Source organism: Aurantimonas coralicida DSM 14790, assembly GCF_000421645.1.
Classification (GTDB): Bacteria; Pseudomonadota; Alphaproteobacteria; order Rhizobiales; family Rhizobiaceae; genus Aurantimonas; species Aurantimonas coralicida.
In genome coordinates this window covers 1-12,119 of record NZ_ATXK01000005.1, presented here as the reverse complement: position 1 = coordinate 12,119, position 12,119 = coordinate 1, and the positions used below count along the sequence as shown (strand labels likewise).

Annotated in this window: 13 protein-coding genes; 5 read left to right on the top strand and 8 right to left on the bottom strand. The window is 68.3% G+C overall.

Features of this window, described 5'->3' with window-relative positions; all coding sequences use genetic code 11:
- Positions 1 to 148 precede the first annotated feature (148 nt).
- Positions 149 to 1,090, top strand: coding sequence for a hypothetical protein (locus tag H536_RS0112045; protein ID WP_024350706.1), 942 nt, complete (start codon positions 149 to 151; stop codon positions 1,088 to 1,090).
- Between the two features lie 66 nt (positions 1,091 to 1,156).
- Here H536_RS0112045 and H536_RS0112040 read toward each other — a convergent pair whose 3' ends face one another.
- From H536_RS0112040 to H536_RS0112015, 6 genes are all read right to left on the bottom strand, one after another.
- The gene (locus H536_RS0112040) at positions 1,157 to 2,230 is read right to left on the bottom strand and encodes a tartrate dehydrogenase (protein WP_009211212.1); all 1,074 of its coding nucleotides are present in this window, start codon (positions 2,228 to 2,230) and stop codon (positions 1,157 to 1,159) included.
- Between the two features lie 99 nt (positions 2,231 to 2,329).
- Positions 2,330 to 2,941 (bottom strand): glutathione S-transferase family protein, encoded by a 612-nt coding sequence (locus H536_RS0112035; RefSeq protein WP_024350705.1) that lies wholly within the window; start codon positions 2,939 to 2,941, stop codon positions 2,330 to 2,332.
- 33 nt (positions 2,942 to 2,974) lie between these two features.
- On the bottom strand, positions 2,975 to 3,859 hold the full coding sequence (locus H536_RS0112030; RefSeq protein WP_024350704.1) for an SMP-30/gluconolactonase/LRE family protein: 885 nt from the start codon (positions 3,857 to 3,859) through the stop codon (positions 2,975 to 2,977).
- A 127-nt stretch (positions 3,860 to 3,986) separates the two neighbouring features.
- Entirely contained in the window at positions 3,987 to 4,586 is a 600-nt protein-coding gene (gene phnN, locus H536_RS0112025) for a phosphonate metabolism protein/1,5-bisphosphokinase (PRPP-forming) PhnN (protein ID WP_024350703.1), read from the bottom strand.
- Complete coding sequence (locus tag H536_RS0112020; RefSeq protein WP_024350702.1) at positions 4,576 to 5,712, bottom strand: alpha-D-ribose 1-methylphosphonate 5-triphosphate diphosphatase; 1,137 nt, start codon at positions 5,710 to 5,712, stop codon at positions 4,576 to 4,578. The genes phnN and H536_RS0112020 overlap by 11 nt, the downstream gene beginning before the upstream one ends.
- Before the next feature lies 1 nt (position 5,713).
- Complete coding sequence (locus H536_RS0112015; RefSeq protein ID WP_024350701.1) at positions 5,714 to 6,397, bottom strand: DUF1045 domain-containing protein; 684 nt, start codon at positions 6,395 to 6,397, stop codon at positions 5,714 to 5,716.
- A 390-nt stretch (positions 6,398 to 6,787) separates the two neighbouring features.
- Here H536_RS0112015 and H536_RS0112010 point away from each other — a divergent pair, with 390 nt between their 5' ends.
- From H536_RS0112010 to H536_RS0111995, 4 genes are all read left to right on the top strand, one after another.
- Positions 6,788 to 7,885 carry an ABC transporter substrate-binding protein gene (locus H536_RS0112010; protein ID WP_029703153.1) on the top strand — a complete coding sequence of 366 codons (1,098 nt, stop codon included), beginning with the start codon at positions 6,788 to 6,790 and terminating at the stop codon, positions 7,883 to 7,885.
- Positions 7,886 to 7,957: 72 nt separating this feature from the next.
- Positions 7,958 to 8,875, top strand: a complete 918-nt coding sequence (locus H536_RS0112005; protein ID WP_024350699.1) for an ABC transporter permease — start codon at positions 7,958 to 7,960, stop codon at positions 8,873 to 8,875.
- A complete protein-coding gene (locus tag H536_RS0112000; protein WP_024350698.1) occupies positions 8,872 to 9,696 on the top strand; it encodes an ABC transporter permease in 825 nt (274 codons plus the stop codon). The genes H536_RS0112005 and H536_RS0112000 overlap by 4 nt, the downstream gene beginning before the upstream one ends.
- The gene (locus H536_RS0111995) at positions 9,693 to 10,781 is read left to right on the top strand and encodes an ABC transporter ATP-binding protein (protein ID WP_024350697.1); all 1,089 of its coding nucleotides are present in this window, start codon (positions 9,693 to 9,695) and stop codon (positions 10,779 to 10,781) included. Before H536_RS0112000 ends, H536_RS0111995 begins: the two co-directional genes overlap by 4 nt.
- A gap of 19 nt (positions 10,782 to 10,800) precedes the next feature.
- On the opposite strand, the gene purU is transcribed toward H536_RS0111995, so the two are convergent.
- Both purU and H536_RS0111985 read right to left on the bottom strand, forming a co-directional pair.
- Positions 10,801 to 11,655, bottom strand: coding sequence for a formyltetrahydrofolate deformylase (purU, locus tag H536_RS0111990; protein ID WP_024350696.1), 855 nt, complete (start codon positions 11,653 to 11,655; stop codon positions 10,801 to 10,803).
- 124 nt (positions 11,656 to 11,779) lie between these two features.
- Positions 11,780 to 12,119, bottom strand: a 340-nt coding sequence (locus H536_RS0111985) for a transposase (RefSeq protein ID WP_024350695.1), incomplete at its 5' end; no start/stop codon positions are given.

Here is a 12,119-nt window from a genome sequence, read left to right as displayed (position 1 = left end):
TTGTAACGGCGCGTTGCAGGAACCGCGTCCCGCAACATTGCGTAACAAGTTTCCGTGTCGGCGACACGCTTCGCAACATTCTGCCGCATCCTCGCAACATCGGCGCACTAGCTTCGGTTTCGGTAGTCACCAAGGGAAGGAAATCTCCATGACCTCCAATCACAGCCAGACGAACACCCGCCGTTCGCACCGCCTCATCGGCCTCGCCGGCGCCGCGCTCCTCGCCAGCGCCGCCGCCACCTCGGCCTTCGCCCAGGCGACGCCGGCACCGGCCGCACCGGCTGCGACCACCACCTCCTCCGAAAATGCCGGCCAGCGCGGCGACAACAAGCAGGTCGCCGAGCACCGGCGCGAGCGCGGCGGCAAGCATCATCGGGCCGGCCGTGGGGGCCGTGGCGGACATCACGCCATGCACCGCATGTTCACCCCGGCCAAGGTGGCCGGCGCGCTCGCCGCGATCGAGACCGGCATCGGCGTGCGGCCCGACCAGATGGAAAGCTGGCGCGCCTTCACCGCGGCGCTGGTTGACTTCGCCGACGCCTCGCAGCCGCCGCGCATGGGCCGGGGCAATGACCGCGGCGGCATGCGGATGATGCCGAATGACGACGCCGGCCCGGCCGATGGCGCCGATGACGAGGCCGCCGACGATCAGACCACGATCGATGCGGACGAGACGGACGACGCGGACACCATGGCCGAGGCCGATGCGCCCGAGGCCGGTGACGACGCAGCTGCACGGGGCGACCGCGCCTTCCGGATGCTCGACCGCATGGCCGACCACGCCATCGCGCGCGGCGACAAGGCCGAGACGCTGAAGAGCGCGCTGGCCGATCTGCAGACGACGCTGACGCCGGAGCAGGTCACCACGGCCCGCAAGATCGTGCGCTCGATGATGCGCGATGCCCGCATGGAAATGCGCGGTGGTCGCGGCGGCGAGCGCGGCGGTCATCACGGCCGGATGGAGCGCGGCGGTGGCCGTGACCATGGCGAGATGCATGGCCGGCATCACGGCGGCGACAAGCGCGATGGCGGCGAGCGCCGTCACGAGCGTCACCACGGCGGCGGCGAGCAGCGCCCCGACCGCGGCTGATCCTGCCATCTCCTGACGAACGCCATGCGGCCGGCCCTTCGGGGCCGGCCGTTTTCATGCGTGGTCTCAGCCGAGCGCGTCGGCGATGGCCTTGCCACAATCGACCGTGCCGAGCGGGCCGCCGAGATCGCCGGTGCGCAGCTTGTCTTCGGCCAGCACGGTCTCGATCGCCCGAACGATCGCCGCACCGGCGTCCTTATGGCCGAGATGGTCGAGCATCATCGCGCCGGCCCAGATCTGGCCGACCGGATTGGCGACGCCCTTGCCGGCAATGTCCGGCGCCGAGCCATGGACCGGCTCGAACAGCGAGGGGAAGTCGCGCTCGGGATTGATATTGCCCGACGGCGCGATGCCGATGGTGCCGGTGCAGGCCGGGCCGAGATCGGAGAGAATGTCACCGAACAGGTTCGAGGCGACGACGACATCGAACCGGTCCGGATTCAGCACGAAATGGGCGGTCAGGATGTCGATATGGTACTTGTCCCAGGCGATGTCGGGATAGGATTTCGCCATCTCCTCCACCCGCTCGTCCCAATAGGGCATGCTGATCGAGATGCCGTTGGACTTGGTCGCCGAGGTCAGGTGCTTCTTCTCGCGGGTCTGGGCGAGATCGAAGGCGTAGCGCAGGATGCGGTCGACGCCGGTCCGCGTCATCACCGTCTCCTGCAGCACGAATTCGCGGTCGGTGCCCTCGAACATCCGGCCGCCGACCGAGGAGTACTCGCCCTCGGTGTTCTCGCGCACCACGAAGAAGTCGATGTCGCCCGGCTCGCGGCCGGCCAGCGGGCTCTTGACGCCGGGCATCAGCTTGACCGGGCGCAGATTGACGTACTGGTCGAACTCGCGGCGGAATTTCAGCAGCGAGCCCCAGAGCGAGATGTGGTCGGGCACGGTCTCGGGCCAGCCGACGGCACCGAAATAGATCGCGTCATGGCCGCCGATCTGCGCCTTCCAGTCGCCCGGCATCATCTCGCCATGCTTGGCGAAATAGTCGCAGGAGGCGAAGTCGAATTCGTCGAATTCCAGCGCCAGGTCGAATTTCGCGGCAGCCGCTTCGAGGACCCGAAGGCCTTCCGGCACGACTTCCTTGCCGATGCCGTCGCCGGCGATGACCGCGATCCTGAGCGCGTTGGATGACATGAAAGACCTCGTTCTGGCTGCGATGGCCGGCGATGCCGGCGAAGGGGAATGGGAGGGCCGCGCACGGCCCGCGAACGAGCTATAGCGGAAGTAAGTCCGTCATAGAAATGGCCGCGTGTCGCGAAACACCGGTCGTTCGGCCGTTGCCGCGCGCAAGGCTTCCAGCCGCGGCGTGTCGGGAATCCAGTCGGCATCGGGAAACCGCAGCGCCACATAGTCGAGCGCCGTGACCGCGGCGATGGTCGCGAGATCGAGCCGTTCGCCGGGCGCCGCGTCGATCCGGGCGCCGAGTTCGGCCAGCCCGTCCACCATCGTGCGGCGGCGCTTGCGGCCAATCGGGCTGGCGTCGAAGGTCGTGACGGCAAAATCGCCGCTGACGATCTTGCGACCGACCAGCGTCTGCACCGCGGCGTCGCAGACGCCCAGTGCCAGGCCAGCGATCGACAGGACCCGCGGAGCGTCGTTTCCGGGCGAGGGCGCCTCTCCCACGTCGTCGGCGTAGCGTGCGATCAGCAGGCATTCGGCGATCGCCGTGCCGTCGTCGAGGACGAGGCAGGGCACGCGGCCGGCGCTGTTGACGGCCAGCAGCGCCGGATCGTCGTTCCACTGGTCGGCGATCTGGACAGTCAGATCAGGCACCGCCGCGTCGATCAGCGCGGCATGGGCGATCCGGGCGAAGGGCGAGGTGTTGTTCTTCAGGAGCGTCGGCATGTCACGGCTCGCGGTCGGAACAGGCGGTTTCCATCACAGCACCAGCTTCGGTTCGAGCCGGCCGCGCACCGGCAGATCGACGAGGAAGGTCTTGCCGGCATCGAGATCGGCGCGCCGGCCGGCCTCGTCGAGGCCCGTCCAGGCCGAGGTGACGATCATCCGGTCGGCATTCGGGCCGACGAAGGACGGGCAGGTGACCTGCCGCGCCCCGAGCGTGATGCTTTTTACGCGCGCGCCGTCCGGCGAATAGGCGTCGAGCCTGCCACCGCCCCAGCGGGCATTCCAGAGCGTGCCGTCGGCGTCGCAGACCGAACCGTCGAGGCCGCCGTCGCCGCCGGAATGATCGTGGAAGAGCACCGGGTCGGCGACCGGCAGGCCGCTGGCCGGATCGACCGCGACGCGCATCAGGCGGTTTGCCTGCGTGTCGACGAAATAGGCGATGGCGCCGTCGGGCGAAAAGCAGATCGAGTTCGGAATGCCGATCCCGGCATAGAGACGTTTCAGCTCGCCGGCGCGATACCAGTAGATCGCCCCGGCCTGCGGCTCGGCGTGCTTGCCCATGGTGCCGATCCACAGCGCGCCGGAGGGATGGACGCGGCCGTCATTGGAGCGGGTGACCGGATTGTCGGCTTCGAGCTGTGTGTGCAGGGACAGGTGGCCGGTGGCGGTCTCCCGGATATACAGCCCGTCCTCGGCGGCGATCATCTGCCTGTCGCCGTCGATCACCGCCAGCGCGCTGGCCATCACCGGCAGCGGATGCGCCGTCGCCTCGGCCGCATCGCCGCGCTTTTCGAGCAGCATCCGGCCCTCGATGTCGAACCAGAAGGCAGTGTCCGTCGCCGGATCGTAGGTCGGCCCCTCGCCGAGCCGGCAGGCGATGTTCGAATAGAGGCTGACGGATATGTCGGCGTCGCGCATGGTGTCGGGCCCGGATTGTCCTCTTGGCGGCTCGGCAGCCGCAGCGCGGCGGACGCGCGCCGCCGCAAATCGGGGCCGAAGATGACTTGGCCGGCCGCCCCTGTCGAGCCTCGGCCTGCGAGGACGGTCAGCTTGCGGCGCGCAGGATCTCGAGGAGCTTGCGGCGGCCGTCCTGCGGGCTGCCGTCATTGACGATGCGATGATGCGCCTCGGCGCTGGGCGGCACGGTCAGCTGCACCTGCCGGGCGATGCGGGCGGAGATCTCCTCCGGCGTTTCGCGGCCGCGCGCGGCGATGCGGGCGACCAGCACGGCCGGCGGCGCGGTGATCTCGACGATGGCGAGCCGTGCGAAGCGCTCTGCGGCCTGGGCGAGGACCCGGCGCGAGACATTGGCGACGACGATGGTTCCGTCCGTCAGCGCGGTCGTCAGATACGCCGGCAAACCATAGGCGAGGCCGTGGGCCCGCCACGACAGGCAGAACGCCCCGGACGCCTCCGCCGCGGCGAAATCGGCGGGGCTCATCACGTCGTGATCCTCGATCGCCGCGATGGCGTCCCGGGTCACGATCCGCCGGGCAAAGACGATGCCGGGTGTCTTCGCCAGATCTTCCGCCGCCAGCGCCAGCAGCGTGTCCTTGCCGGCGCCGCTCGGGCCGACCACGGCGACGAACAGGCCGGGGCCGCTCGGGGCCGTTCCGCCTGCGCTGCGGCTGGGATCAGGCGACACGCCGGCCCTCCCGCCAGACCGCGCGCACCACCGGCGGATCGCCGGCGCTGGTGGAAACCCGCACCAGATCGCCGCGCAGCCCTTGGACGATGGCGCCGCGATCCGCGAGGCCGACGGCGGCGGCCGGATTGGCGGTGACCAGCCGGATCGCCGCCGGCAGGTCGCATTCGCCGCTCTCGGCCAAAGCGAACACCGCCTGCAACATGGAGAAGGGAACATAGTCCGAGGACAGGATGTCGAGGGTGCCCCGGCGCAGGAGCTCGATCGCCGAGACATTGCCGGAATGCGATCCGCCGCGCACGATATTGGGCGCGCCCATCAGGACGTGCAGCCCGGCCTCGCGCGAAGCGGCGGCCGCCTCGACCGTCGTCGGGAACTCGGCGATGCGGGTGCCCAGTTCGATGGCTTCGGCGACATGGGCCGCGGTGGCGTCGTCATGGGAGGCGACAGCGATGCCGCGCTCGCGGCAGACGCCCGCGATGGCACGCCGGGCAGGCGGCGCGTGGCGCTCGGATTCGGCAAGCCGGCGGGCGCTGAAGGCGTCGAAATCGGCATCCGACAGGTTCAGCTTCTTCTGGAAATAGGCGCGATAGGCGTCCATGTCGGCGAACTGGCGCTGGCCGGGCGCATGATCCATCAGCGACACGAGCTTCAGCCGCGGATTGGCGGCGATCTTGTCGAAGCCCTCGACCACGTCCGCCGCCGAGACCTCGCAGCGCAGATGGATGTAGTGGTCGGCCCGCACCCGCCCCTCGGCGACGGCGCGGTCGATGGTCCGGCCCATCTCCGCCATGTCGTCGGCGGTCAGCGTGCCGTTCTCCTCGGTGCCGACCCTGAGCGCGTCGAAGACGGTCGTGATGCCGGAGCCGGCGATCTGGTTGTCGTGCGCCTGGATGGCGGCCATCTTGTTCCACATCACCCGCGGCCGCGGATTGAAATGGCCCTCGATATGGTCGGTGTGCAGCTCGACGAGGCCCGGGATGAGGATGTCGCCGCCCATGTCCTCGCCGCTGGCGGGGCCTTCGTCGAAGCCGGCGATCACGCCGTCGCGCAGGACCACATGGCCGTCGATCACCGCCTCCGGCGTGACGATGCGGGCATTGGTGAGGATGGTCTCGTCGGGCATGTCAGGCTTCTTCCGAAGGGCGGCGGAACGGATGGACCGAATGGACGCGGAACGGTGCGCCCGGCTCCGGCTCCATGAAGAGAGCCAGATGGTCGATGGCAAGCGGGGCGCCATCGAATGGGGCGAATCTGTCGCGCAGCCGCGCTTCGACCGGCTTGCGCTCGGCGGCCGGAACCTTGCCGGTCAGGGTCATGTGGAAGCGGAATTCCTCGAAGACGTGAGGATAGCCCCATTTCTCCAGATAGTCGCGCTGGCGTTCGGTCAGCTTGTGCGGCTTGCGGCGCGCGATCTCCTCGGCCGTGGCGGGGGCGCGCAGCGGCTCGAAGCTGCGGACGACGGCCGATTCCAGTTCGCCGAGAGCCGGCGGCGCGGTCTCGGGCACCAGCGCGAAGAACGGCCCGAGCCTCGCCAGCACCAGCTCTGCGATCCGCACCGGGTCGCGCGAGGCGCAGAAGGCCGCCAGCCGGGCATCCACTTCGGACAGATCGACGCCCTCGGCAAGCCGGAACGGCGCGCGCATGGTCGCATGAAAGCCGTAGCGCGCCGGTGAGGCGACGAGCGGATCAACGGCCGGATCGGGGTCTCGGGTCGGCTCGCCGTCGAAGGCGCTGCGGCCCAGCCATTCGGCGGCGGTGCGGGTCAGCGGCGCGCCGGCGGGGGGCGTGAAATAGATCGCGGCGCGCATGGTCAGGGTCCTGGGACTGGAGGGCAGCGGAAGGGCATGTCGGTCGGCGACGCTCGCGCTCGGCTTGGTCGCGGGAGAGGGTGGGTCCGCGGGGGATATAAGCGGCATTTCGATCCGGCCACCCTGCGGAGGTGTCGCACGGCACCCGAAGGTTGCGGCGACAGCGGGGACCGGCGCGGATCGCGGCCGCTTCTAGCGCCTGCGCCTGTCCGCTTGATGACACCGGCAAGCCCTGTGCGCCAGTGGCCCTGGCGATGCATGCGACACGCAACTGTCATGGGCCGGTGCTACCGGACTGGCGCTTCCCCGCAACGGAGGCGCAATCCGGTTTTTCGCCCGCGCCGTCAATGGCCGCGGCTCCCCAGAGGGTGACCCATGAAGATTTCCCGCATGTCCACGACGGCACTGGCGACGGTCCTGTCGCTGTCCACCAGCCTCGCCTTCGCCCAGTCCGGCGAGATGTCGATGGACGATCTCGTGGCGGCCGCCAAGAAGGAAGGCCAGCTCACCACGATCGCGCTGCCGCACGACTGGTGCAATTACGGCGAGATGATCGAGGGCTTCAAGGCCAAATACGGCATCGAGATCAACGAGCTGAACCCGAATGCCGGGTCCGGCGACGAGATCGAGGCGATCAAGGCCAACAAGGGCAACGCCGGCCCGCAGGCGCCCGACGTCATCGATGTCGGCCTGTCATTCGGCCCGTCTGCCAAGGCCGAAGACCTGCTGATGCCCTACAAGGTCGCGACCTGGGACGAGATTCCGGACGACGCCAAGGATGCTGACGGTTACTGGTACGGCGATTATTACGGCGTGCTGGCCTTCGGCATCAACAAGGACGTCATCGACACCGCGCCGCAGAGCTTCGAGGATCTCCTCAAGTCCGACTACGCCAATTCGGTCGCCCTTGCCGGTGATCCGCGCAGCGCCAACAACGCCATCATGTCGCTCTATGCAGCCGGCATCGCCCGGGGCGGCAAGACCGGCATGGAGGCCGCGACAGCCGGTCTCGAGTTCTTCAAGGAACTCAACGAAGCCGGTAATTTCGTGACCGTCGACGCCGAGGCGGCCCCGATCGCCCAGGGCACCACGCCGGTCGCGATGAACTGGGACTACAACCTCCTGTCGATGCGCGACAATCTCAACGGCAACCCGCCGATCGAGGTCGTGGTGCCGTCCGACGGCGTCGTCGCCGGCGTCTATGTGCAGGCGATCAGCGCCTACGCGCCGCATCCGAACGCCGCCAAGCTGTGGATGGAGTATCTGTATTCCGACGAGGGCCAGCTGACCTGGCTGAAGGGCTACTGCCACCCGATCCGCTTCAACGCCATGTCGAAGGCCGGCAAGATCCCGCAGGACCTGCTCGACAAGCTGCCGCCGGCCGAAGCCTACGAGAAGGCCGTGTTCCCGACCCTCGACGATCAGAACGCCGCCAAGGCCGAGATCGCCGCCAAGTGGGACAGCGTCGTCGGCGCGACCGTCCAGTAACAATACAGCGAGTTCGGAAGGGGCGGCCCGTTTGCCGCCCCTTCCGTCCGGATTTGTCAGCAGCGGGGGATCATGGGCGCAGCCATCGACGCAGCCACGGCTGGGGCCGCCCACGGCAGAACGGGCGCGGCGCCGTCGCGCCGGCCTTCGCGTTCCTTCGCCTGGCTGGGCCTCGCGCCCTTCTTCGGCTTCGCCATCCTGTTCCTGATCGGGCCGACGCTCTACCTCGTCGCCGGCGCCTTCCAGGATCGCAGCGGCGCCTTCACCTTCGGCAACATTCTCGGCCTGTTCACGCCCCAGATCATGGCGGCCTACGCCATCTCGATCCAGGTCAGCCTCGCCTCGGCGGCGCTGGGCGCGCTGATCGGCTTCTTCCTCGCCCACGCCATCGTCCACGGCCGGCTGCCGGCCTGGATTCGGCCCACCGTGGTCACCTTCTCGGGCGTCGCCTCGAACTTCGCCGGCATTCCGCTGGCGTTCGCCTTCCTGGCCACCCTCGGCAGGCTCGGACTGGTGACGCTGTTCCTGAAGGAGGCGGCGGGCGTCAACATCTACGCTCTCGGCTTCAACCTCCTGTCCTTCTGGGGGCTGACGATCACCTATCTCTACTTCCAGATTCCGCTGATGGTGCTCATCGTCACGCCGGCCCTCGACGGGCTGAAGGGCGAATGGCGCGAGGCTGCGTCGATCCTCGGGGCAACCCGCTGGCAATACTGGCGCATGGTGGCGCTGCCGGTGCTGGCCCCGTCGATCCTCGGCTGCTTCCTCCTGCTCTTCGCCAATTCCTTCGGCGCCATCGCCACCGCCTATGCGCTGACCGGATCGTCGCTGAACATCGTGCCGATCCTGCTCTATGCGCAGATCCGCGGCGACGTTCTCTACAATCCCAATCTCGGCTACGCGCTGGCCTTCGGCATGATCGTCATCACCGGCTGCTCCAACCTTCTCTATCTGTGGCTGCGCTCGCGCGCCGAACGGTGGCAGCGATGACGGCCTCGCGCATCGGACCGGCCGTGATCGTCCTCCTCGGCGCCCTCTATTTCGTCCTGCCGCTGGTCGCGACCTTCGAGTTCTCGCTGTCGATGCTGCGCGGCATCTGGAGCTTCGAGGCGTACCGGGTGGTCTTCGCCGACCCGCAGTTCCGCACGACCTTCAGCTTCTCCGTCATCGCGGCCCTGGCCACCATCGTGCTCGGCGCGCTGCTCGTCGTGCCGACGGCCTACTGGGTTCGCCTGCGCTTCGCGAAGCTGCGGCCGCTGGTGGAGTTCATCACCCTGCTGCCGCTGGTGATCCCGCCCATCGTCCTCGTCTTCGGCTATATCCGGCTCTACAATTCCTCGTCCTGGCTGCCCTTCACCAACAGTGCGAGCGGAACCAACCTCCTCCTGGTCTTCGGCTACGTGGTCCTGTCGCTGCCCTACATGTTCCGGGCCGTGGACACCGGCATGGCGGCGATCGACATCCGCACCCTGACCGAGGCAGCCGAAAGCCTCGGGGCGAAGCGCGCGACGATCCTGTTCCGGGTGATCCTGCCCAATGTGCGGGCCGCGGTCCTGTCCGGCGCCTTCCTGACCTTCGCCATCGTCATCGGGGAGTTCGTGCTGGCGAGCCTTCTCAACCGCCCGGCCTTCGGCCCCTATCTCGCCCTGATCGGCGCCAACCGGGCCTACGAGCCGGCGGCGCTGGCGATGATCGCCTTTGCCATCACCTGGGCCTGCATGGGTCTCCTGCAGCTCTTCGCCAACCGCGCGCCGGGTCGGCGGCGATCCGGGCGTCCCCTGTTCAAGCTTGCAAGGCGTGCCGCGCGATGAGCTTTCTGGAAATTCACGACGTGTCCAAGAGCTTCGGGCCGAGCACCGTCGTGCGCGACTTCTCCCTCGAGGTGGCGAAGGGCGAGTTCGTCTCCTTCCTCGGCCCGTCCGGCTGCGGCAAGACGACGATGCTGCGCATGATCGCCGGCTTCGAGACGCCCTCGGCGGGGCGCATCGTCATCGACGGCGAGGACGTCACCGCGTTGGCGCCCAACCGGCGACGGATCGGCATGGTGTTCCAGGCCTACGCGCTGTTTCCCAACCTGTCGGTGGCCGACAATGTCGCCTTCGGGCTGAAGGTCGCCGGTCGGTCGAAGCCGCAGATCTCGGCCCGCGTCGAGGAAATGCTCACGCTGATCGGCCTGCCGCATCTTGGCGACCGCTACCCCTATCAGCTCTCTGGCGGCCAGCAGCAGCGTGTGGCGCTGGCCCGCGCGCTCGCGCCAAGCCCACGGGTGCTGCTGCTCGACGAGCCCCTGTCTGCCCTCGACGCCAAGATCCGCCTGTCGCTGCGCGAGGAGATCCGGGCACTGCAACGCGAACTCGGCATCACCACGATCTTCGTCACCCACGACCAGGAGGAGGCGCTGTCCATGTCGGACCGGATCGTGGTGATGAGCGAAGGCCGGATCGAACAGTGCGACGCGCCTTTCGCCATCTACAACCGGCCGCAAAGCCGCTTCGTCGCGGGGTTCGTCGGCACGCTGAGCCGGGTCGAGGGGATCGTCGCGGCGGACGGATCGGTCATGGTCGAGGGCTGCCCGATCATCCTCGCCGAACCGCCTCCCGGCGCTGCGGGTACGCCGGTGACCCTGGCGCTCCGCCCGGAGGCGATGCGGCTGGAGGCGTCGCCGGACCGGATCAACCGGCTCGTCGGCGTGGTCGAGGACGCGCATTTCCTCGGCTCGGTGGTGCGGCTGAAGCTGAATGTCGCCGGCGGCACGGTGCTGGCCGACACCTTCAACCGCCCGACGACGCCGCCGCCGGCGCGCGGCGCGCGGGTCGATCTGCATTTCTCACCGGCCGACGTCTTCGCGCTCCAGCCGGACGACGCGACGTCGGCAAGGGCAGTCGAGTCCGCCTGAGGCGGGGCGGGCGCTCAGATCAGCGGAAGACCACCGTGCGGTGGTCGTTGATCATCACCCGGCGTTCCAGATGCATCTTCACTGCCCGGGCCAGCACCCGGCTTTCCACGTCCCGGCCGACGGCGACGAAATCGTCGGGCGACATGGCATGGCTGACCCGCTCGGTCTCCTGCTCGATGATCGGGCCCTCGTCGAGGTCGGCGGTGACGTAATGCGCAGTGGCGCCGATCAGCTTGACGCCCCGCTCATGGGCCTGGTGGTAGGGCTTGGCGCCCTTGAAGCTGGGCAGGAAGGAGTGATGGATGTTGATCACCTTCCCCGACAGGCGGCGCGAGAGATTGTCCGAAAGAACCTGCATGTAGCGGGCGAGGACGACCAGGTCGGCATCGCTGTCGCGCACCAGCTTCAGGACCCGTTCCTCCTGTTCGGCCTTGGTCTCGCGGGTCACCGGCCAATGGTGGAACGGCACGCCCTCGTGGTCGGCCGTGCGGCGCGAATCCTCGTGGTTGGAGACGATGGCGACCACTTCGGCTCGCAGCCAGCCGACCCGGATCTGGTAGAGCAGGTGCAGCAGCGCGTGGTCGAATTTCGATACCATCAGGATGATCTTCGGCACCCGCGCCTCGTCGGTGATGGCGAGCTTCATGTCGAACCGCGCGGCCACCGGTGCGAGCTGGCGCTCGAGGGCGTCGCGGCTGGCACTCGCCGGCGCCGTGAAGGCGATCCGCAGGAAGAACCGGCCCGTCTGGCGATCCCAGAACTGGGCGCTTTCCGCGATGTTGGCGCCGGCATCGGCCAGTTCGGTCGTCACCGCGGCGACGATGCCCGGCTGGTCGCTGCAGGACAGGGTGAGGATGAAGGCGTGTTCGGTCATGGCGGGTCCGGGATGGATGGGCGGCGGGGAGACGTTCGGGCGGGGCACGGCGGGAATGACGGGCGAGGCGACCGGGCGCCGCCGTCGGTCTGCGTCCTGTCGGCCCTTCTAGAGCGTCGGGCGATTAATCTGCAACGCAGCCTGCAGCTTTGAAGTAATTCCAGCATTCGTCGGGTGTGAAGAGGGCGCAGATATCGCCGACAGCGCGCCAGAGATCATCCAAGGTTCGGGCGGCCGCCTTTCGAAGCAGCGTCTTCAGCTTTGAGAATGCCATTTCTATCGGATTGAGGTCGGGGGAGTATTTCGGCAGGAACAAGAGCCAGGCGCCCCGCTCGGCGATGGCCTGCGCGGCTCTTGGGCTCTTGTGTACGTTCAGGTTGTCCAGAATGACGACATCGCCGGGTTCGAGACATGGCGCCAGTTGCGTGCGCACGTAGACGTCGAACGCCGCGCCGTCCATGGCG